Here is a 19,450-nt window from a genome sequence, read left to right as displayed (position 1 = left end):
GTGGAGCCTTCCTACAGGGTCGAGCGGCGGGCGTACTGGCGGCGGATCTTCTCGACCAACCACGTCACGTCGGGGCGCTGGTCGGCGGACCGCTCGGGGTCGACCTTGGTGGGCGTCGTCTCCGGCACCGGGGCAGTTTTCTCCTCGGCGACCGCGGTGCCTTCCGGGTCCTGCCGCGGGTCCTGCCGATCGGGCGGGACGTGCAGCTCGGTGTCACCGTCGAAGGTGAGGTCGGCGACCTCCTTCCGGAGGTCGAGAACACTCTTGCCGCTGCTCGCGGTGGCGACCGCCAACAACCAGGTGCGGACGTCGTCGAGTCCGGGCCGGGCTCCGGGGTCGTGGGCCAGCATCGCGCCGAGCACCTGCACCAGCTCGGCCGGCACGCCGGACAGGTCGGGAAGGTCGGCCGGTTCGGTGATGCGCAGCAGCAGGTTCCACGAGTTCGTCGGCGGATAGAGCCCGTGGCCGGTGAGGGCGAAGACCAACGTCGCGGCCAGGCCGTAGATGTCGACCGCCGAGGTCAGCTCCCGCTCGCCCTGCACCTGCTCGGGTGACATGTAGGCCGGCGTGCCGACCAGGGCGCCGGGCTCGGTCAGGTAGTCGTTGCGATCGATGAGCACCGCGAGACCGAAATCGATGAGCTTCGGGCCGTCCGGGCCGAGGATGATGTTCTGCGGCTTCAGATCGCGGTGCAGGAGGCCGACCTGGTGCACCTTGACCAGACCGTCGGCGAGCATCGCCCCGGCCATGGCCGCCAACGGCAACGGCAGCGGTCCGTGGGCATCGACGTGCTGGCGCAGCGTGGCACCGGGCACATACTCCACGGCAAGCCAGGCCGGTTCGCCGTACGGGTCGGCGTCCTCTAGGCGAGCCACCCGGGAACCGAAGACCAGCCTGAGGTTGTCGACCTCGGCGGCGAAGCGTTCCCGGACGGTCGGCGCCTCAATCAGGTGCTGCTTGATCACCTTGAGCGCGACCCGATCCGCGGTCGGAGACACGGCGAAGTAGACCTCGCCCATGCCGCCCGAGCCGAGTGGCTTGATCAGCTCGAAGCCACCGATGGCGCTCAGCGTCATCCCGCCCCCTCACGATGACACCCATCTGAACTGCTGGTCCGCGCTGCCGGCCCCACACCTGGCGGACGCATGACCGTACAACGTTGGACGATCATGGGGCTAGTGACCAAACGGCGAGTTCGCGCTGGTCAGTGGATTCATACATCGGTACCCTACGGTGTATGAGTCGGCGTGTGACGATCTCCGTACCTGATGACGTGGCCGAGCAACTGGACGCGCTCCCCGCCCGCCAGGTTTCCGCGTACGTCACCGAGGCGCTGCGCCGGCGTCGGGTATCCGACGACATGCGGGCCGCGTTGCGGGCTGCGGGCCACGGCGAGTTCCCGTACGACCCGATTGGCGCCGCGCAGCGGCTGGCTGCCCGCGAGGTCACGCCGGAGGCTCGCGAGGCTGCCATCGCCCGGGTGGCGGAGCTGCTGGGCCGCCCGGCCGACGAGCTGCGGGCACAGCTGGACCGGCGCTCGGCGGCGTGAGCCGGCCGTACTGGGTGCTCGACACCGGGGCGCTGCTGGCGTACGTGCACGGGGTGCCGGCCGTCGGCGAAACGGTCGTCGGGGTGGCAGATGCCGAGGGCACGGTGGCGGTGCCACTGGCCTGCCTGCTCGAGGCGTACAGCCTCCTCGACCCGGGCGAGCACGAGCTGCTGCGGATGCTGCGCCGCAACCCCGCCGTGCGTACCGTGCAGCCCGCGCTGGACCTCGACAACGACGACGAGGCGCCGACCATCGGCAGCATGGCCCGGCACACCGGCCGGCTCGGCGCCGGGCACGCGGCCTGGGTGGCGCTGGCCAACCAGGCGGGGGTCATCACCTCGCGGCCCGACCAGATCCGCATCGTGCTCGGCGAGGGCTGGGAGATCCTCGAGGTCTGACCCATCGCGTCTAGCTGGGCTAGGCATCCTTCGTCTAGTCGACATAGGCTAGGCTCGTGGTGTTCAAGTCAATGAAGCGCCGCGACATCGAGTCGGCCATGACCAAGCACGACTGTGCCTGGCTCCGATCGGGTGGGCAGCATGACATCTGGGTCTGCCCGTGCGGGCACCACCAGGTGCCCGTCCCTCGGCACACCACCATCTCGGCGGGTGTGGTGGCGAACATTGAGAAGAAGCTGTCCTGCCTGCCGCAGAGGTGGTTGTCATGAAGAGCTATCGGGTCCACGCCAACCGCGAAGGCAAGTTCTGGCTCCTGAGGGTGCCGGAGCTCGACATCATGACCCAGGCCCGAAAGCTCACCGAGGCAGACGAGATGGCACGAGACCTGATCGCAACCTGGGTCGACGTCGCCCCGGACGCCTTCACCATCGACCTGGACGTCGCGCTGCCGGGCGAGCTTGCCCAACGACGCGATCACGCCCGTCAGCTGCGGGACGAAGCTGACCGACTGCGCGATCTGGCCGCCGACGAGTTTCGCGCCGTGGTTCGGGAAGCCCACGAGGCCGGGCTGTCCGTCCGTGAACTCGCGGTGGCTCTGAAGCTCTCCCACCAGCGCGCTCAGCAGATCCTCGCCGAGGCCCGCGAGCGCCGCTCGGCATGACCACCCCCCAAAGGACTGAGTCATCGCGAGTTCCCGTCGGGGCGGAGTGAGCCTCGCGCCAGTCCATCCGCCGTCAGCTGCGCGAGTTCCGCGCCGAGCGACGCCGCCTGTCGGATTGCCGACTCAAACGCGTCCAGCCGCTGGAACGCCTCCCCGTGCACGCGCTGCTCGTCCAGCGGCAGCCGCCGTACCTGCGCCCGCCGGATGTCGAACCGCAGCGTCCCCGACAGGCTCGACGCCTGCTTCTCGTTCGCCGATGTCCGCAACTGTCCGGCCAGGAACCACGAGTCCAGCGCCGCCGGGTTGGGCCGCAGCAGGTAGAGGTTGCGTCCCAGCAGCGCCCCCTCGGCGGTGACCACCCGGGCGGTGAGCTGCCGGGCGATCATCGGCACCACCACGTCCCCGACCGCGAGCCGGACCGCCTGGCCGAGCTTGCCGTCGTCCCGTCCGGAGGGGCCTTCGCCGCTCAGCACGTCCTGCACGGTCAGCACCCGCAGCCCGCCCGCCTGCACCTCGCCACCCTCTGCTGATGCGGCACGAATCGGGCCGATCAGTTGCAGCGCCCCGGCCCGGGCGAGCTCCCCCACCGACAGGAACTGCCCGTCCGGGCCCTCGGGCGCGGGCGTGACCTGCGGCATCAGCGCCGACAGGTCGCCGACGACGGCGGCCAGCCGCTCCCTGGTGCGTACCAAATGTTCTCCCGACGCCTCGCCCCCGACAGCGGGTTGCCGGCGCGCGGGGGTGAGGTCGACCTCCTCGTCGAGCAGCTCGATGACCGGCACCGCGCGCGCGAAGCCGGCCTCCTCGACCTCGGCGTCCGGGGCGGCGGTGAAGGCCCGCCACGCGGCCAGCACGCGCGGTGCGGTCTCGGCCAGGTCGCCACCGGCGGCATCGACCAGCAGCGCCCGCGCCGGTGGCGGCGCGTCGGCCGCGGCCCGCCGCAACACCCACAGGTGCAGCGGTACGCCGTGCGGCGCGGCCACCCCCGGCGGCAGCGCGATCACGGCGCGCAGATGGCCCCGGCGCAGCAGTTCGGCGCGGATCCGTTTGCCGGCCCGCCGGCTGGCCACCGTGGGTGGCATCAGCAGGACGGCGTGCCCGCCGACCCGCAGGTGCGCGAGGGCGTGTTGCGCCCAGGCCAGCTCCGGTTCGGTACGTGGTGTGGTGCCGACAATCCAGCGGGGATCGTGACCGAGTTCCTCGTCGCCCCAGTTGGTGGCGCCGAACGGTGGGTGGCAGACGACCGCGTCGAAGGCGCGACCGGCGAAGGCGTCGGCGCGCAATGAATCCCCGACGACGACCTCTCCTGGCACCTCGCGCAGGGCCAGCCAGAGTCGGGCGAGCGTGCCGAGGTCCTCGTCGAGTTCCTGCCCGTACGCGGAGGTGCAGCCGGCGCGGACGGCGGCCCGCAGGGTAGCGCCGGAGCCGGCGGCGGGGTCGACGACGGAGCCAGCGCCGATGTCGGCAAGCCCGACCATGAGGTCGGCCAGGTCGTCGGGGGTGGCGAAGGGGCGGCCGGGCCCTGGTGCGGAGAACCGCTGCCGCAGCTCGTCGAACGCGCCCTGCGGGCCCAGCTCGTCAGCCAGGGCGTCGACGTCGGGCAGCAGGGGCGCGAGGTGCGCGTCGGCCTGGCCCCGCCGGGGGCGCTCGCCGCGCTGGCGGGCCAGCAGCAGGGCACCAACGGCGGCGAGGCCGGCGGCCGGAGAGTCGCTGGCCGCGGCGAGATGCCGCCAGAGCCGGTCGGCGGTGGCGAGCTCGGGGAGCTTGCCCTGGCCGCGGAGCCACTGCTCGACCTGGATCAGGTCGAACTCGGGGCTGGCCGCGGTGCCGCCCACCGGGGCGGGGAAGTCGGCGTGCCGTTTGCGCCAGTTGCTGACCGCGGCCCGACCGACCCCGGCGAGCCGGGCGATCTCCGCTGCCGTGATGGTCGGAGTTTCCTGCACCTCCGAAGTGTGTCACACCTGTCAAGCATCATGTTCGTTGACAGGGTTCACAGATGATGCTCTCATTGACGCCGCAACGTTCACACTTGGAGGACAACAATGCGCAAGACCACCACTCTCGCCCTGATCGCCACCGGCCTCGTCGCGCTGGGCTGCGGCTCCGGCGCCACCGAGACGTCCAAGAGCTCTGGCGACGGCGGCAAGGGCGGAGACACCCCGGCGAAGACCGCCAAGGTCGGCCAGCCGGCCCGGGACGGCAAGTTCGAGTTCACGGTCAAGTCCGCCAAGTGCGGCGTCGCCAAGGTCGGCACCGACCTGCTCGGCGAGAAGGCGCAGGGCCAGTTCTGCCTGGTCACCATCAACGTCAAAAACATCGGCAAGGAGGCGCAGATGTTCGACGGCAGCAGCCAGAAGGCGTACGCGGCCGACGGCACCGAGTACTCCGCCGACGGTGGCGCCGCCATCTACGCCAACAAGAACGCCGAGACCTTCCTCAACGACATCAACCCCGGCAACCAGGTCAGCGGCGTCGTCGTCTTCGACATCCCCAAGAACGTCAAGCTCGCCAAGCTCGAACTGCACGACTCGCCCTTCTCCGGCGGCGTCGACGTCGCGCTCGGCTGACCTCTCCCGCTCAAGCCCGGGGCGGGGCAGCACCCCGCCCCGGCTGTTCACACCCCCACCGGTTCACAGAAGGAGCCTCACCATGACCGACCCGACCGCCCCGACGCCGCCCAACCAGCCCGCCGTAACGCCGCAGCAGCCGGCGACGACTCCGACTTCCGCCATGCCGCTGCCGGGCGTCCCTGTAGCCGCCAAGCAATCCCACGCTCGAGCCTGGGCCGTGGGTGGACTCGCCCTCGTCATCGCGCTCTGCTGTGGAGGCGTCGGCATCGCCGCCCTCAGCGACGGCGACTCGGAGCAGGGCGTCAACGCCGCGGCGTCTTCCGCCATGCCGAGCCTCACCACCGCTCCGGCTGGCGTCGCGACCACCACGGCGCCCCCGTCGACTGCGCCTGCCTCGACCGCTCCCGCCGTCCCCACCTACGACGCGCCGACGAAGAGCGACTTCAAGCTCAAGGTCAAGATCCTGCGCAAGCAATGCTTCGGCAGCGCCGGCTGCAACATCACCTATCGGATCGACGTCACCTATTCCGGTGCGGGACTCGATCCGTCCACGACCTACGAGGTGACCTACGAGGTCAAGGGCGCCGAGGATCCGATCATCAACACCTTCGAGGTCACGGGCGACTCCGCCTCGGTGCAGGAGGAGGAGATGGCGAGCACCAAGCGCTCCGCCGACAAGCTGACCGCTGTCGTGACCTCGGTGTCGGAGCTCTGACGCACCACACTCATCCACCGCTCGTTGAGGCGGGCTGGCGCACGTCGGCCCGCAGGCACCACGCGACTGGAGACGACCATGATCCTCGCCCGTCACGATGCCGCCCTCTCCACGCCTATGTCGCCCACCGCATGGGCAGGTCCCACCTTCCTCAGCGGCGGCCCGGCTGGTCTCCTGCCGGCAACCGCCCTGCTGACCAGCGTCCGCTGAGCAAACTCCCTCGACGGCCCCAGCCAGCGATCACGAGACGTCAGGAGGCGTCATGCGTCCCGATGAGTTCCTCCGCGCCCTGGCCCAACTCCCCGCTCCCCGGCACGACCGCGCCGTCGCCCTGCGCGGCTACGCCCGCACCACCGGCTGCGACGACTGCCAGCGCATCGGTGACGCCGTCCGCCTGGCCCTCACCGCCGCCCACTACGACGAGCTGACCTCCGCCGGCGAACTGCTCGACACCGCCGAGCGGCTCGCCGCCGACCACGGCATCCACCGCCGGTCCGGCGAGGACCAACAACGCGGCCGCGGCCGGGTGGCCCGCTGGGCGACGGCGTCCGCGCCGCTGGTCGCCGCGACCGACGCCAGCTGGAAGGGCCGCGCCGGTGGGCATGACGGTGCTGCTGGACAGCCTCGCCGCCCTGCGGTACCTGCGCCGCTGGCAGTCCGGCGAGACCAGCGCGATGCCCGCCGGCTACAGCCTGCGGCAGCGCCGCTGGTCGGACCAGCCCACCCTGGTCCGGCTCGCCGAGCAGGTGGCCCGCCGCCCCGACCTGGCCTTCGGGCACGTCAAGGGGCACAGCGGCCACGCGCTCAACGAGGCCGCCGACGGCCTGTCGCACATGGCCCGCCGCCGACGGGAGGAGCCGTTCGACCTGCGTCCTCGGGCGTACGCCCTGGTCGACGCGTTCCTGCGCGCCTGGCACGCGAACGCCACCGTCTGAACCCGACCGGCGCCTGCACCGCTTCCTCGGCGCGGCGCACGCCGCGCTCCAGCCTCCGCCCCGCCCGCCTGAATCGTTTGCGACATCAGCTCCACAGCGTCCCCGCGGCCACCGCCGCCTGCCCCACTTCCACCGCTCGCCCCGGGCGGGCCGACGAGCCGTCGGCCCGCGGACACCACGCGCCTGGAGACCACCATGACCCTCCCCGAACAGCCCACCGCACCGCTGATCGAGCTGATCTTCGACCGGCTGGCCGACGACAGCGAGGTAAAGGCCGACACCGCCGAACTGGTCCTCGCCGCGCTCACCGGCGAGGACGACCTGGCCGCCGCCCTCGCCGGCAGCCCCACCCGGCTCGACCCGCGCTCCCCCACCAACGACGAGCCGTCGGAGCGGATCTGGCTGAAGTCGGTGACCGTCGCCGGGTTCCGCGGCGTCGGACCGGAACGCACCCTCGACATCGCGCCCGGGCCGGGCATCAGCCTGGTCGTCGGCCGCAACGGCTCCGGCAAGTCCAGCTTCGCCGAGGCCGTCGAACTCGCCCTCACCGGCGACAGCGCCCGTTGGGCCGACAAAACCAGCGTCTGGCGTACCGGGTGGCGGAACCTGCACGCCCCGGACCCGTGCCGGATCGGTGTGGAACTGCGGGTCGACGGGGTGGCCACGCCGACCGAGGTGAGGCGGGCCTGGCCCACCGGTGGTGAGCTGGCCGACGCCGAGGTGAGCGTGACCAGCGCGCGGGGCCGGCACGGCGGCCTCGTCGAGCTGGGCCTGGCCCGGCCGCTGGAGCTGTACCGGCCGTTCCTCACCGCCGCCGAGCTGGGCCGGCTCGCCGCCGGCACGCAGAGCCAGCTCTTCGACGCGCTCTTCGCCATCCTCGGCCTGGACGCGCTGACCGACGCCGACCAGCGTCTGATGTGCGCCGCCCGGCCGCACGACACGGCCGTCAAGGAGGTACGCGCACAGCGCGCCGCCCTGGCCGACGAGCTCGCCGGGGTCGACGACGACCGGGCCCGGCGGGCTGCCGCGCTGCTGCGCGGCCGAGGCGCGGTCGACCTGCCGGCGCTGACGGCGATCCTCAACGAGCCGGACGAGGCGACCGCCGATGAGGCGGTACTGCTGTGCCGGGAACTCGCCGCCCTCGACCCGCCGCCCGTGGACGGGGTCACGCGGCTGGCCGGGCATGTGCGCGAAGCGGCGACCGAAACCCTCCGGTACGACGGCGGTCGGTCCCGGGCGGCGCTGCGCAGCGCCGAACTGCTGCGTCTCGCCCTCGAACACCACGATGACCGGGGCGACGGGCCATGTCCCGTCTGCGTCACCGGCGCCCTCGACGGTGACTGGCGGGCCGCCGCCACGGAGACCCTGACCGAACTGCGGCAGCGCAGCGTCGCCGCCCAGACCGCGGCGACCCGGCTCACCGCTCTGCTGCGTCAGGCGCACCACCTGATCGACGACCTGGTGGTGCCCGAGGGCACCGGATCAAAGCCGCCGGTCGGGGCGCTGCGGGAGGCCGTGGCCGCGCTGCGGCGCGTACCCGGGGAACCGGCCGAGTTGGCCGACCACCTGGCCGCGCGGTACCCGGCGGTGGTGGCGGCGGCGGATGCGGCCCGCGCGTACGCCGAAGGGTTCCTACGGCAACGCGACACCGGCTGGCGGGCGGCCGCCGCCGAGCTGCGCGCGTGGGTGACCGCCGCCGGCGGGCTGGCGGCGCGGGAGGCGGCCCTGGCCCGGTTGAAGGCCGCGCGCGCCTGGTTGAAGGAAACCGGCACGGCGATCCGCGACGAGCGGATCGCGCCGTTCGCCGCGCACTCGCAGCGGATCTGGGAGCAGCTGCGGCAGGAGAGCAACGTCGAGCTGGGCGCGATGACCCTGGCCGGGACGAACAACCGGCGGCGGGTGGTCTTCCCGGTAAGCGTGGACGGCGCCGACAACGGCACCGCGCTGGGCGTGATGAGCCAGGGTGAGATGCAGGCCCTCGGGCTGGCCACGTTCCTGCCGCGCAGCTGCGCCCCCCGAGAGCCCGTTCCGGTTCATCGTCGTTGACGACCCGGTGCAGAGCATGGACCCGTCGAAGGTGGACGGACTGGCCCGGGTGCTCGCCGAGCTGGCCGAGGACCGGCAGGTCGTGGTGTTCACCCACGACACCCGGCTGCCCGACGCGGTGCGCCGGCTCGACCTGGGGCGGGCCCGGATCGTGGAGGTGCAGCGCGCCGAGCGGTCCGTGGTGACCGTGCGGCCCGGCTCCGACCCGGTCACCCGCTACCTCGACGACGCGTACGCCCTGGCCCGCAACGACGAGCTGCCCGCCGACGTACGTGGGCCGGTGGTGGCGGAGCTGTGCCGGTCGGCGATCGAGGCGGCCTGCCACCTGCGGGTGTGGCGGACCCGGGTGGCCCGTGGAGTGCCCCATGACGACATCGAGACGGCCATCGTCGACGCGTCCCGCCGGCTGACCACGATCGTCGCGTTGGCCGTCTTCGACGACGCGGACCGCGGTGGCGACGTGCTCGGCTGGCTGGGCCGCCACGGCGGCTGGGCGGTCGGCGCGTACCGGGCCTGCCGGGAGGGCGTGCACGGGGCGTACCTGGCGGACCTGCCCGGCCTGGTCGCGGACGCCCGCCGCCTGGCGAAGGGCCTCGCGTGACCGCCCCGCGGCCGAGCCGCTGCCTGGCGGCGGCCGACCAGCTGCTGCGCGGCGCCGGCCCGCTCGGCGCGACGGCGGTCACCGCCGGGTGGTGGCCGCGGGCCTGCGCCTGCCTGATCCGCCTCGCCCTCGAAGGCGGCATCGACGACTACTGGCGGCGGGTCCGGCCGGCCGTGGCCGCCTGCCAGCAGGGCCGGGCCAAGCAGCTGATGCTGCGCGGCCGGCTCGGGCCAGGCACCGAGGTGGCCCGCCGCATCACGTACGCCTGGGCGACGCTGTCGGCCGCCACCCACCACCACTGCTACGAGCTGGCCCCGACCGCAGCGGAGCTGCGCCGCCTGCACAGCGAGGTCAGCGCCCTGCTCCACCGACTCGACGAAGGACAGGACCGACGATGACCTACCCCCAGCCCGGCCACGACCCGACCCGGCCGCTGCCACCGATCTCGGCCGTCCCCGCCGGCCCCTACCCGCCGGCCGGCCCCTACCCGCCGGCCGGGCAGTATCCGCCGGCCGTGGCGTATCCGCCGCCGCTGCTGATCGCGGCGCCGCCCTCGTCCGGCACCGCCACCGCCGCGATGGTGCTCGGCATCGTCGGCGTGCTCGGCGGATGGTGTGTGTTCGGCCTTCCCTGTATCCTCGCCGTCATCCTCGGGCACATCGGCCTGCACGAGACCCGCAACGGTCTGAAGTCCGGCCGCGGCATGGCCGTCGCCGGACTGGTGCTCGGCTACGTCTTCGTCGCCCCGGCGGTCACGCTCACCCTCATGGTCTTCTTCGGCGGCGTCATCGGTGCCGCCACCCCCACCCCCACTCCGTGAAAGGCGGATTCCTGATGACCTTCGACGAAACCGAGGTGCTCCGCGCTCGATCCTCGGTACGGCTCGGCACCCAGCATCACTGCCACTGCATTGGCGCAGTTCACGTCATGGGATGGAGGCCCGATGACAGGGTTGTCGACCGGTCAACCTGGCCGAGAGTCACGCGCCTGGAGCACGTCCGGCAGCGAGCACGGCCGCCGTCGCGTCTCGCCGCTGCCTGCGCGCTGCTCGGCGAGCACGTCCGCTGCTTCCGCATAAGCGGTCCGCGACCATCGAGATCATCAACGACCGCGAGAAGGTCCTCGCGCAGGGCCGGTTCGGGACCGATCGCGACGGATACCGGACGAACCACCGGAGAGCCGGGGCCAGGCCGCCAGTTGCGATTTCTTCAGGCCTGGCGCCGCATCCGATAGTGCAGCCGCACTGCGGGGATGTTCCATAGCTCGCCGGAATGCCTGCCCGTTACCCGACGGTTGTCAGTCGTCGGCTCGCCAGCGGTAGTACTCGTTGGCCACCGAGTCCTGATGGCCACGCCAGGTGTCCGGGTTGTACGGGCTGATGAACGGGCTGAGCTCCGCCATGATCTTGGCGAAGGCCGGCTGGTGATGGTCGTGCCCCGTGGCGTCGGCGAACGCCTCGTCGGTGCGCTCCAACAGGTGCACGTAGACGTCGTCGATCGAGTACAACCAGCGGCCGGTGACGCCCATCTGGACCGGCAGCGACCCGGCGTCGGACTCCCCGAAGATCCGCGCGACGTCGGGCTCCGCGCCGGGCTTGATGCGTCCGATGATGACGATGAGCTTCCTGCCGGCCGACTCCGGCGGCACCGAATCCGCTGCCGGCACCCACCTGTAGAACTCCTTGGCGACCGAGTCGGACGGGTTCTGCCAGTTCTTCGGGTACGGCGTCACGTACGGAGCGATGGCTTCGGCGATCTTCTGGAACGCGGGCAGTCCCCGGGTCTGGCCCGACACCCTCGGGTCCGCCTTGCGCTCGATCACATGGATGTAGAGGTCGTCGAGCGACAGCAGCCGTCGCCCGATCACGCCGAGGTCCTGTGGTCGGGTCGTCTTGTCGTAGTAGCCGAAGACATCGCCGACGATGCCCTCACTGCCCGGAACCATGTGACAGACGATCACGTTTCGGAAGACCATGACTGCTCCTCGGGTGTGAATGGTGACTGAGTGGACGTTGATTTCATGCTGTGTATGGGAGAGGCCGTCAGGCGGTGAACTGGACCGGGAGTTCCAGCAGGCCACGGAACGGCGACGCCGCCGGCAGCCGGCGCAGCTCGGAGACCGGCACCCCGAGCCGCAGCTCCGGTAGCCGGCGCAGGAGCGCTCCGATGCCGATCTGTGCCTCCATCCGGGCCAGCGAGACTCCCAGGCAGTAGTGGACGCCGTGGCCGAAGCCGATGTGCGGGCCCCGCTCGCGGCAGAGGTCCAGCCGGTCCGGGTCGGCGAAGTGCGCCGGGTCGTGGTTCGCCGCGTTGATCACCACGCCGACGATCGACCCACGTGGAATGCGTACGCCCTGGTAATCGACGTCCTCGGTGGCGATCCTGGGACTGGCCACCGGCAACGGGCCGTCGAACCGGAGCAGCTCCTCGATCGCCGAGGGCAGCAGCTCCGGCTCGGCGCGCAGCAGGTCGAGCTGGTCGGGATTGGTCAGCAACGCCACGGTCGCGTTGCCGAGGAAGTCCGCGGTGGTCTGGTGCCCGGCGAACAGCAGCAGGAACGTGGTGGTGACCAGTTCCCGTTCGGACAGCTGTCCGTCGTGGTCGCAGGCGTCGATCAACGCACTGATCATGTCGTCGCCGGGGTGCGCGCGTTTGGCCTGGACCAGGTCGGCGAGATAGTGGTGCAGCCGCAGTTGGGCCTCCTGCACGGCCGCCCTGTCCTCCTCGGGACTACGGCCGGACGACCCGGACGTCCTGATCACCTGGGTCCAGTCGAGGACCCGCTCGTGGTCGGTCTCCGGTATCCCGAGCAGTTGGCTGATCACCATCATCGGCAGCGGGATCGCGAAGTCGTGCATCAGCTCGGACTGCCCCTGCGGGATGATCTTGTCGAGCAGGTTGTCCACGATCTCCGCCACGCGGGGCCGCAGGGCCTCGATCCGCCGCGGCGCGAACGCCTGCGACACGATCCGCCGCAGCCTGGTGTGCTCCGGGGGATCCGCGTTGAGCATGTTCTTGTTCAACGCCTCCGAGTTCGGCCCGAAGATCCGCAGGTACTGCTGGCCGGGCCCGTAGAGATCCTTGGACAGCCTGGGGTCGGTCAGCGCGGCCCTGGCGTCGTCGAACCGGGTGATCAGGTAGGAGTCGAACCGCGGTGAACTGACCGGGCACACCGGTTTCTCTGCCCGCATCCGCGCGAAGGTGGGATAGGGGTCGGCGGCGAACTCGTGGGTGTAGAGCTGCGCTGCGGGTACGGCATCCTCGGTCATCGCGACTCCTCGGGCTCGCTCCGTACGCTGTGCAGAATCTGGTAGGTGTGCCGCTGCGCGGACTCGCGAAGCTCCCGGATCATGTGCAGCAACCGGTCACGGTGCTCGCTGCGGCCGAAGGCGTCCAGCCGTTCGCGGTCCGCCCAGTCGCTGATGATGAGATAGCTGCGCGGGTCGTCGGCGTCGCGGACCAGGTCCTGTTTCAGGCATCCGTCCAGCGCGCGGATCTCCTCGGCAGCCGAGCGCCACTCCGCCTCGAACCGTTCCTCGCAGCCCTCCCTGGTACGCATGGCGAGCACGGTGCGTACCGTCGTCATCGCGTGCCTCCGAACACCAACTGCAGGTGCTTGCTGAGCGCGTCGGCGTCGACCGGCTGGCTGCGGAACCCGACATGCCCGTCCGGGCGGACCAGGTACAGGGCGGTGCCGTCGACGCCGTACGCGACGCGGAACTCGCCCCCGGCGTCGCGCACCACCGGCGGATCGAGCAGCGACGGCACGCGGGCGTCCGGACTCAGCAGCAGGTACACGTCGATCTGGCCGCGCGCCTGCCGGCGGACGTCGGCGCACAGCTTCCCCACGGCGGTCACGGTCCCCTCGTCGGCCGAGCCGTCGGCGTAGACCAACAACGTGTGCCGGGTGCCGCGGGTCAGGTCGTGCAGCCGCAGCGGGTGCCCGACGCCCCGCCGACTCAGGCCGCCGACGTCGGGAGCGCGGTCGCCGGGCCCGGGGCCGTCGCGCAGGGCATCGGGAGCGGACAGGGACTCGCCGACCAGCGGGCTGTCCGAGTAGCTGAGCAGCATGGACATCTCCTGCAGGAACTGCCGCTTCAGGTCATCGCGGTCCAGCTCGTCGGTGAAGGCCATCCGCACCGCGCGCCCGACGATCTCCTCGCCTTCCGGGCGCCGTTCGGTCTCGTAGCTGTCCAGCAGCCCGGGCGCGGCTGTCCCCCGCACCGCCAGCGCCAGCTTCCACGCCAGGTTCCAGGCGTCCTGGATCCCGGTGTTCATGCCCTGGCCGCCCGCGGGCGGGTGCAGGTGCGCCGCGTCGCCGGCCACGAACACCCGGCCGTCGCCGTACCGGTCCACGATCCCGTGGCTGATCCGGAACACCGACGACCAGCGCAGATTCGACGCGCGCGTGCCGGGCGGGGCCAGCTGGTCGAGCGCGGCCTGCAGGTCGGCGAGGGTCGGTTCGGCGAGCTCCTCGCTGAACCCCGGCGGGGCGTCCTGCCCGCCGGTCTGCGCGAAGAACCGGCCCGGTGCCAGCGTCGCGATCCGGTACCGGGAGTCGCCCCGCAGCGGAACGCAGACCAGCATTCCGTCCATCCGGCCGTCGGTCTCGTGCATGAACCGGAGCAGGTGGCCCTCCGGCATGTCCCAGTCCACGTCCACGTCGCAGAGCATGAACAGCTGCGGGAACCGGCCCAGCCCACCGGAGAACGTCAACCCGAGCACCTCGCGGACCTTGCTGTGCGCGCCGTCGCAGCCGACCAGGTACTTCGCGCGTACCGTCTCCTCGCCGGCGGCGGTCGCGAGCGTGGCCAGCACGCCGTCGTCGTCCTGGGTGAACGCGACCAGCTCGGCACCGCGGTGCGGGCGCACGCCGAGCGTGGCCAGCCGTTCGGTGAGGATGCGTTCGGTCTCGTACTGGGGAAGGCCGAGGTGTGCGTACGGCAGCTCGGGCAGCTCCCAGCTCATCTGATGGGTCTGCACGCCGTTGACGAACACCAGGTTTCCGGTCAGCCAGATCCCGGCGTCCATCGCCTCCCGCACGATGCCCTGGCTCTCCCAGATCTCCATCGTGCGGCAGTGCACGCCGATCGCCTTGTCGGCCTGCCCGGGCGGGGTGGCCTGCTTCTCGATCACCCGGCACTCGATGCCGCGCCGGGCCAGCTCGACGGCGGCGGTCAGCCCGGTGGGCCCCGCTCCGACGATGAGTACGTCCGTTGTCGTGTGCACGTCGATCTCCTTGCCCGTACTCGGTTCTCGCCTGCTGTCGGGATGAGCCGCGATGTGGAAGAGGCGGCGCCGGAAGTCCTTGAGGAGGAACGGCGCGATCGGCCCTGCCTCCTCCTGCGCGTGTGCCGGGTTGCCGATCCAGCGGTAGAACTCCGCTTCACTGCGCCACTCAGCGACGATGTGGTAGATGTCCGCACCGGGCTCGCGCAGCAGGTCCTCGCGCAGGTACCCGGGTACCCCGGCCATCCGTGCGGTGACCTGGGCGTATCCGTGCTCGAACTCGGCGATCCGGGAGGCCGGCACGGTGACCTCGACGTCCACGAGGATCGCCGACCCCTCGCCGTCGGGCTCGTGCATCACCCGGTAGCTCTCCGCTGCGAATGTCTCTCGCAGCGGGCGGACGGCGGCGGCGAAGCGCGCGGCGACCGGCCCGTTGTCGTAGTCGCGCAGCGCGGACTCGTCGGCCCACTCGGTGACCACGACGAACGAACGCGGATCGTTGGCGTCGAGAAGCAGGTCATGCAGGAGATTGCCGGCCAGGCCGCTGATCTGCCCGGCGACCGCCCGCCACGCGGATTCCACGGCGGGTTCGCACCCCGGACGCGCGCGTATCCGGACCATCGTCCTGATCATGAGGTCTCCTTCGACGGCCTGCGCGAGACGGTGGAGCTGTGGAACGACGGTGGCCAGCGCCCGTCCTTACTCGACCGGCCGCCCACCGCACCGATCGGTGGCGTTCCCGGCTGCGATGGCGGGTAGAAGGTCCCGGCCGGTGACGCCCGGACCACGACGACGTCGCTCTGCGACCTTGCCGGACGTCGCGTCACCGCGCCGTCACCGGCGATCCGTGTCGAGTCCGCGACCGTTGACGCGGCGGGGCCGGGGACGATCCGCAACGGAACTGGCCCCGGCCGCGCACGGGCAGGCTTCGGCGCGAGCACGTCGTTGATCAGCGCAGACATCGCCGCGGACGGTTCCAGCTGCAACTCGCGCCGCAGTAGATCGCGATACACGAAGAAGGCGTGCAGAGCCTCGTACGCGTTGCCCTCCGCCAGGTGCGTCTCGACCACCAACCGGTGCGGTGTCTCCCGCAACGGTTCGGCCGCCATCGCCTCGAGCGCGGCCTGCAACGCCTCGCCGTGCTCGCCGGCACGCAGGTGCGCCCGGGCCATCTCGTCGAGCAGGTGCAACCGCAACTGTCTGAGCCGCTCCCGCTCCAGCAGGACCCAGTCGTCGTACCAGCCGGGCAAGAGGTCATGGCGCCCGGCGGCGAGGACCGCCGCCGCCGGCCGCGGATCGCCGCCCTGGCTCACCCGGGCCTCGGCCCGAGCCAGCTCGTCGACATCCACGTCGACCACCGGGTGCAGCCGGACCGTGTCGCCGACAGTGATCACCGGGCAGGACGGGTCGCGGCGCAGCCGCCACAGTGCCGTCCGCAACGACGACAGGGCGCGCTCCTCCGACGCCTCCGGCCACAGCAGGCCCGCCAGCTGGGTACGGGTGGCACCCGGACGCAGGCCGATCAGGGCGATGCTGCGTTGCAGCCCGCGCGGCACCGCCACGGGCCTCCTGCCGTGCAGCAGCCGGAAGCCGCCGAGCAGCAGGAGGCGAACCGTCGGCTCGGCGTCGGACCCCGGCTGTGCTGGCGTGCCGCCTGTCGTGGACAACCGCGTGCTCTTCTCACCCGTCACGATCGAACTCCCTGCACCGGGACCGTGGGCGGCTCTGGTCGGCCAGCCGGCCGACGGCTGAATCGGCGAAACGGGGCTTGAGCTGCCCGAGGATCGCTCGCCTCAGCTGGAAGTCTGCGCGATCGGCGTCACCCCAGCGTCACCGCGCACCAGAATCTGTGCGGTTCCCGTGACAGTCCGTTGACACCCGCCGCCGCAGGGTTGGCGTCGATCGGATCTGGGGACAAGCAGAACTTCCCGAACTCGAGGCCTGCCTGCTCGCAGGAGGGGCCGCGACACCGCCGGCCCGGGGAACGGCCTACCCTTCGTAGGTGGGCACGCGCACCGAGGAGCTGGACCGGCTCGACGGGTACACCTACCTCACCGTTCCGGAGCGGGCCACCTACCTGGCGATCATGCGCCTGTTCGCCGGCTCGCTGATGACCGACCTGTCGGCACAAGAGGTCGCGGACGCGCTGAACGGCAACGGTGAGCAGCTGACCGTCGATACCGCAGCCGACCGCCTGGGACGGCTGGTGACCTGGGGCAATCTGCTGCCGAGTTCGCATGCCGTACGGGTGAAGAGCATCGCCGAATATCACCGGGCACGCTCGCGGTACCAGCTCTCGCCGCTGGGCGAACGGATCCAGCGGCAGGTGGACGAGATGCTGGCGAGCGCCGACTCGGCGCGCGAGATCAGCCGGGAGCTGCTCGGACTGGTGGCGGCGGGCCTGGCCCGCGTCGCGGAGCAGGTCGAACGGCCGGGCGGCCCGGACCCCGCCCAGACCCGGGACGTCGTGGTCACCGCCTTCGCGCAGTTCTGGCAGTTCCGCGATTCGGTGCGGGACTTCTACGCCTACCTGGGTCAGGTGCTCGCCCGCTACGACCTCGACGCCGGGGAATACGCGGGCTTCAAGAATCTCCTGCTGGACTACGTCGAGTCCATCACCGAGGAGGTCGTGCTGCTGGCGCCACGCATCGAGCGCGACCTCGACCGGATCTGGCCGCAGCTGCCCGCACTGCTCGCCCGGATCGACGCCGACGGTGACGGCCTCGTCGAAGCCGCTGAGGCGGTGGGTGTCACGGTGCAGCGGACCCGCGGTCGGGAGCTGGCCGACTGGGAGGCGCTGCGTGCCTGGTTCCGGGACACCGACGGCCGGCGCAGCGAGGTCGGTCAGCTGCGTGATGCGACACTGCGGGCGTTGCAGTCTCTGTTGGCCAACGCGAAGCGGATGATCCGCTCGTCCGGGCACGGAGTGTCGCGACGCCGCGACCTGCTGCGGCTGGCGGGGTGGCTCGACGCCGCGGACACCGACACCGCCGCTGACCTGTTCACCGCGGCCTTCGGCCTGTACGGGGCGCGCCACTTCGGGATCGCGGGAGATCCGGAGGCGGTGGTTCCGGCGACGGAGAGCTGGTGGCCGGCACCCTCGGTGACCGTGCCGGTCTCGTTGCGGGAGCGTGGGAATCGGGCGCCCCGCGGCCGGCCGACCGGCGTGGTGGACCGCAGCGAACAGCAGGCGATGCTGCTCGCGCAGGCGGCCGCGACCCAGCGCGCGCAGATCACCGCCGCCGGCGAACTGCTCTCCGCCGCGGCTGACCTGTCCGCCGTCCGCCTGTCCGCGTCGGCGATGAGCCTGCTTCTGGAGTTGCTGGCGCAGGCGTTGGGTGCGGGTGATCCGGGGTGCGGGTCGGCGGTGACGCTCTCGTTGGATCTCGGGCTGCGGTGTGAGGTAGTCGGGAAGCCGGGGGCGACGCTGGTCCTGCGGTCGGCCAGCGGTGACTTCACCGTCGACGGGCTGGCCATCAGGCTCGCGCCGGTGGAGGCGACCGGCGATGGCTGACGAGCATGACATCGCACTGGCCGCCGAGCGTCGGCGGGCCGTACGCGCTCTGTTGGCGGTGCCGTTGTTGCTTCCGGAGCACGACGAGTTCCCGTTGGTCAGGCGACATGCCGACTGGTTGAAGACCTGGTTCGCCACCTTCCTCGGCTACCGGCTGGTGGTGGAGGCCGGATTCGCCCGGCTGTTCAAGACCGGACTCGGCCCGGGGGCGGGACGCGGCCTGACCCGGTCGACGGGAGCGCCGTTCACCCCCCGGATGTACTCGTATCTGACGCTGGCCGTCGCCGTCCTGTTGACCTCCGCCGAGCAGCTCCTGCTCTCCCAGCTCGTCGCGGACATCCGGGCGGCTGCCGTCGAAGCCGGCATCGACCTCGGCGACGTGGACCGACCCGCGGAGCGGCGGGCGCTGGGGGCGGCGCTGCGGCAACTGGTCGCCTGGCGGGTGCTGGTGGAGGAGCAGGGCAGCGTCGCCGGGTACGCCGACGACGGTCGAACCGAGGCGTTGCTGACCGTGGACCGGGACCTCGCCGCCCATCTGCTGGCGACGCCGCTGAGCAGGGCGGACACCCCGGAGGACTTCCTCCGGTCCGCCTCGGCGGCGGGGCCGGGTGGCGCCCGGCACGCCGCCCGCCGACGGCTGGTCGAGACCCCGGTGGTGTACGTGGACGACCTGACCGCCGCGGAGCGGGCCTGGCTGCGCCGCGAGCAGCGCCGGGACGAGCGGTCCTTCGCCGAGTACGTCGGTTTGCAGGCGGAACTGCGGGCCGAGGGCGCGGCACTGGTCGACCCCGACGACGACCTGTCCGACATCGGGTTCCCCGGCACCGGCACGGTGGCCCAGGCCGCCCTGCTCTGCGTCGAGGCGCTGGTGGCGGCACTGCGCCCGGACGCCCCGACAGCCCGGTCGGGTTCGACGCCGGTGATCGGGGTGCCCGTACCGGAGGGCCTGTTGGACAGTCTGCTCGCCGACCTGGTCGAGCGGCACCGCCGGCACTGGGCCGGCGCCTACGTCGACGACCCGGTGCTGCTCCGCGAGGCGGTGACCGGTCTCCTCGTCCAGATGCGCCTGATGGCCCCCGCCGGACCCACCGTCGCCGACGCCGAGGACGACGATGCGGTGGCCGCGGCGCGGGCAGTGGACGCCCGGCAGGGACGCGGCTGCGCCCCGCCGGGCGGTTACGTCCTGCTGGCGGCGGCCGCGCGCTACGCCGTACTCGAAAGGAGAGTGTGAGA

Annotated in this window: 20 protein-coding genes and 1 pseudogene; 13 read left to right on the top strand and 8 right to left on the bottom strand. The window is 71.8% G+C overall.

The window, feature by feature from the left end; translation table 11 throughout:
* Nucleotides 1-11: 11 nt before the first annotated feature.
* Nucleotides 12-1,076, bottom strand: a complete 1,065-nt coding sequence (locus ABZ807_RS24420; RefSeq protein ID WP_357162275.1) for a serine/threonine-protein kinase — start codon at nt 1,074-1,076, stop codon at nt 12-14.
* Between the two features lie 161 nt (nt 1,077-1,237).
* Here ABZ807_RS24420 and ABZ807_RS24415 point away from each other — a divergent pair, with 161 nt between their 5' ends.
* Genes ABZ807_RS24415 through ABZ807_RS24400 form a run of 4 tightly spaced genes read left to right on the top strand, consistent with a single transcriptional unit; the run spans nt 1,238 to nt 2,608 of the window.
* Nucleotides 1,238-1,549 (top strand): hypothetical protein, encoded by a 312-nt coding sequence (locus tag ABZ807_RS24415; RefSeq protein ID WP_357162272.1) that lies wholly within the window; start codon nt 1,238-1,240, stop codon nt 1,547-1,549.
* A complete protein-coding gene (locus ABZ807_RS24410; protein ID WP_357162269.1) occupies nt 1,546-1,947 on the top strand; it encodes a hypothetical protein in 402 nt (133 codons plus the stop codon). The genes ABZ807_RS24415 and ABZ807_RS24410 overlap by 4 nt, the downstream gene beginning before the upstream one ends.
* Before the next feature lie 56 nt (nt 1,948-2,003).
* Nucleotides 2,004-2,216: a type II toxin-antitoxin system HicA family toxin gene (locus ABZ807_RS24405; protein ID WP_357162266.1), complete on the top strand. Its 213-nt coding sequence runs from the start codon at nt 2,004-2,006 to the stop codon at nt 2,214-2,216.
* Nucleotides 2,213-2,608 carry a hypothetical protein gene (locus tag ABZ807_RS24400; protein WP_357162263.1) on the top strand — a complete coding sequence of 132 codons (396 nt, stop codon included), beginning with the start codon at nt 2,213-2,215 and terminating at the stop codon, nt 2,606-2,608. The genes ABZ807_RS24405 and ABZ807_RS24400 overlap by 4 nt, the downstream gene beginning before the upstream one ends.
* Nucleotides 2,609-2,628: 20 nt before the next feature.
* Here the strand turns inward: ABZ807_RS24400 and ABZ807_RS24395 are convergent, their stop codons facing one another.
* Nucleotides 2,629-4,551, bottom strand: coding sequence for an N-6 DNA methylase (locus tag ABZ807_RS24395; protein ID WP_357162260.1), 1,923 nt, complete (start codon nt 4,549-4,551; stop codon nt 2,629-2,631).
* 99 nt (nt 4,552-4,650) lie between these two features.
* Between ABZ807_RS24395 and ABZ807_RS24390 the strand changes: the two genes are divergently transcribed.
* The gene (locus ABZ807_RS24390) at nt 4,651-5,175 is read left to right on the top strand and encodes a DUF4352 domain-containing protein (RefSeq protein ID WP_357162257.1); all 525 of its coding nucleotides are present in this window, start codon (nt 4,651-4,653) and stop codon (nt 5,173-5,175) included.
* 82 nt (nt 5,176-5,257) lie between these two features.
* Complete coding sequence (locus ABZ807_RS24385) at nt 5,258-5,893, top strand: hypothetical protein (protein ID WP_357162254.1); 636 nt, start codon at nt 5,258-5,260, stop codon at nt 5,891-5,893.
* Nucleotides 5,894-6,143: 250 nt separating this feature from the next.
* Here the strand turns inward: ABZ807_RS24385 and ABZ807_RS24380 are convergent, their stop codons facing one another.
* Nucleotides 6,144-6,380: a hypothetical protein gene (locus tag ABZ807_RS24380; protein WP_357162251.1), complete on the bottom strand. Its 237-nt coding sequence runs from the start codon at nt 6,378-6,380 to the stop codon at nt 6,144-6,146.
* Nucleotides 6,381-6,489: 109 nt separating this feature from the next.
* On the opposite strand from ABZ807_RS24380, the gene ABZ807_RS24375 reads away from it, so the two are divergent.
* The 5 genes from ABZ807_RS24375 (at nt 6,490) to ABZ807_RS24355 (ending at nt 10,295) form a co-directional block, all read left to right on the top strand.
* The gene (locus ABZ807_RS24375; protein WP_357162248.1) at nt 6,490-6,828 is read left to right on the top strand and encodes a hypothetical protein; all 339 of its coding nucleotides are present in this window, start codon (nt 6,490-6,492) and stop codon (nt 6,826-6,828) included.
* A gap of 195 nt (nt 6,829-7,023) precedes the next feature.
* Nucleotides 7,024-8,874, top strand: coding sequence for an ATP-binding protein (locus ABZ807_RS24370; protein WP_357162245.1), 1,851 nt, complete (start codon nt 7,024-7,026; stop codon nt 8,872-8,874).
* Between the two features lie 16 nt (nt 8,875-8,890).
* Nucleotides 8,891-9,475 (top strand): hypothetical protein, encoded by a 585-nt coding sequence (locus tag ABZ807_RS24365; RefSeq protein WP_357162242.1) that lies wholly within the window; start codon nt 8,891-8,893, stop codon nt 9,473-9,475.
* Nucleotides 9,472-9,873, top strand: coding sequence for a hypothetical protein (locus ABZ807_RS24360; RefSeq protein ID WP_357162239.1), 402 nt, complete (start codon nt 9,472-9,474; stop codon nt 9,871-9,873). Before ABZ807_RS24365 ends, ABZ807_RS24360 begins: the two co-directional genes overlap by 4 nt.
* A complete protein-coding gene (locus ABZ807_RS24355; RefSeq protein WP_357162236.1) occupies nt 9,870-10,295 on the top strand; it encodes a DUF4190 domain-containing protein in 426 nt (141 codons plus the stop codon). The genes ABZ807_RS24360 and ABZ807_RS24355 overlap by 4 nt, the downstream gene beginning before the upstream one ends.
* A 476-nt stretch (nt 10,296-10,771) precedes the next feature.
* Here ABZ807_RS24355 and ABZ807_RS24350 read toward each other — a convergent pair whose 3' ends face one another.
* The 5 genes and pseudogenes from ABZ807_RS24350 to ABZ807_RS24330 all read right to left on the bottom strand — a co-directional run.
* Nucleotides 10,772-11,449: a TcmI family type II polyketide cyclase gene (locus ABZ807_RS24350; RefSeq protein ID WP_357162233.1), complete on the bottom strand. Its 678-nt coding sequence runs from the start codon at nt 11,447-11,449 to the stop codon at nt 10,772-10,774.
* Nucleotides 11,450-11,516: 67 nt separating this feature from the next.
* Entirely contained in the window at nt 11,517-12,743 is a 1,227-nt protein-coding gene (locus ABZ807_RS24345; RefSeq protein ID WP_357162230.1) for a cytochrome P450, read from the bottom strand.
* Nucleotides 12,740-13,060 (bottom strand): antibiotic biosynthesis monooxygenase, encoded by a 321-nt coding sequence (locus ABZ807_RS24340; RefSeq protein WP_357162227.1) that lies wholly within the window; start codon nt 13,058-13,060, stop codon nt 12,740-12,742. The genes ABZ807_RS24345 and ABZ807_RS24340 overlap by 4 nt, the downstream gene beginning before the upstream one ends.
* Complete coding sequence (locus ABZ807_RS24335) at nt 13,057-15,336, bottom strand: FAD-dependent oxidoreductase (RefSeq protein ID WP_357162224.1); 2,280 nt, start codon at nt 15,334-15,336, stop codon at nt 13,057-13,059. Before ABZ807_RS24335 ends, ABZ807_RS24340 begins: the two co-directional genes overlap by 4 nt.
* Before the next feature lie 308 nt (nt 15,337-15,644).
* Nucleotides 15,645-16,370: pseudogene (locus ABZ807_RS24330) on the bottom strand (bacterial transcriptional activator domain-containing protein); the annotation flags it as partial.
* A gap of 335 nt (nt 16,371-16,705) precedes the next feature.
* Between ABZ807_RS24330 and ABZ807_RS24325 the strand changes: the two are divergent.
* Both ABZ807_RS24325 and ABZ807_RS24320 read left to right on the top strand, forming a co-directional pair.
* Nucleotides 16,706-18,217: a TIGR02677 family protein gene (locus ABZ807_RS24325; protein WP_357162221.1), complete on the top strand. Its 1,512-nt coding sequence runs from the start codon at nt 16,706-16,708 to the stop codon at nt 18,215-18,217.
* The gene (locus tag ABZ807_RS24320) at nt 18,210-19,448 is read left to right on the top strand and encodes a TIGR02678 family protein (RefSeq protein ID WP_357162218.1); all 1,239 of its coding nucleotides are present in this window, start codon (nt 18,210-18,212) and stop codon (nt 19,446-19,448) included. The genes ABZ807_RS24325 and ABZ807_RS24320 overlap by 8 nt, the downstream gene beginning before the upstream one ends.
* Nucleotides 19,449-19,450 lie beyond the last annotated feature (2 nt).

Source organism: Micromonospora sp. NPDC047548 (assembly GCF_040642975.1).
In the GTDB taxonomy this organism is placed as follows: Bacteria; Actinomycetota; Actinomycetes; order Mycobacteriales; family Micromonosporaceae; genus Micromonospora.
Note: the sequence above shows the minus strand (reverse complement) of the source record. Positions and strands in the feature narration are given on the sequence as shown.

What these genes read in the sequence shown, in the direction of transcription:
- ABZ807_RS24385 (WP_357162254.1), top strand. Translation starts at nt 5,258, where the DNA reads ATGACCGACCCGACCGCCCCGACGCCGCCCAACCAGCCCGCCGTAACG.
- ABZ807_RS24320 (WP_357162218.1), top strand. Translation starts at nt 18,210, where the DNA reads ATGGCTGACGAGCATGACATCGCACTGGCCGCCGAGCGTCGGCGGGCC.
- ABZ807_RS24400 (WP_357162263.1), top strand. Translation starts at nt 2,213, where the DNA reads ATGAAGAGCTATCGGGTCCACGCCAACCGCGAAGGCAAGTTCTGGCTC.
- ABZ807_RS24370 (WP_357162245.1), top strand. Translation starts at nt 7,024, where the DNA reads ATGACCCTCCCCGAACAGCCCACCGCACCGCTGATCGAGCTGATCTTC.
- ABZ807_RS24350 (WP_357162233.1), bottom strand. Translation starts at nt 11,449, where the DNA reads ATGGTCTTCCGAAACGTGATCGTCTGTCACATGGTTCCGGGCAGTGAG.
- ABZ807_RS24340 (WP_357162227.1), bottom strand. Translation starts at nt 13,060, where the DNA reads ATGACGACGGTACGCACCGTGCTCGCCATGCGTACCAGGGAGGGCTGC.
- ABZ807_RS24420 (WP_357162275.1), bottom strand. Translation starts at nt 1,076, where the DNA reads ATGACGCTGAGCGCCATCGGTGGCTTCGAGCTGATCAAGCCACTCGGC.
- ABZ807_RS24345 (WP_357162230.1), bottom strand. Translation starts at nt 12,743, where the DNA reads ATGACCGAGGATGCCGTACCCGCAGCGCAGCTCTACACCCACGAGTTC.
- ABZ807_RS24335 (WP_357162224.1), bottom strand. Translation starts at nt 15,336, where the DNA reads ATGATCAGGACGATGGTCCGGATACGCGCGCGTCCGGGGTGCGAACCC.
- ABZ807_RS24365 (WP_357162242.1), top strand. Translation starts at nt 8,891, where the DNA reads ATGGACCCGTCGAAGGTGGACGGACTGGCCCGGGTGCTCGCCGAGCTG.
- ABZ807_RS24390 (WP_357162257.1), top strand. Translation starts at nt 4,651, where the DNA reads ATGCGCAAGACCACCACTCTCGCCCTGATCGCCACCGGCCTCGTCGCG.
- ABZ807_RS24355 (WP_357162236.1), top strand. Translation starts at nt 9,870, where the DNA reads ATGACCTACCCCCAGCCCGGCCACGACCCGACCCGGCCGCTGCCACCG.
- ABZ807_RS24415 (WP_357162272.1), top strand. Translation starts at nt 1,238, where the DNA reads ATGAGTCGGCGTGTGACGATCTCCGTACCTGATGACGTGGCCGAGCAA.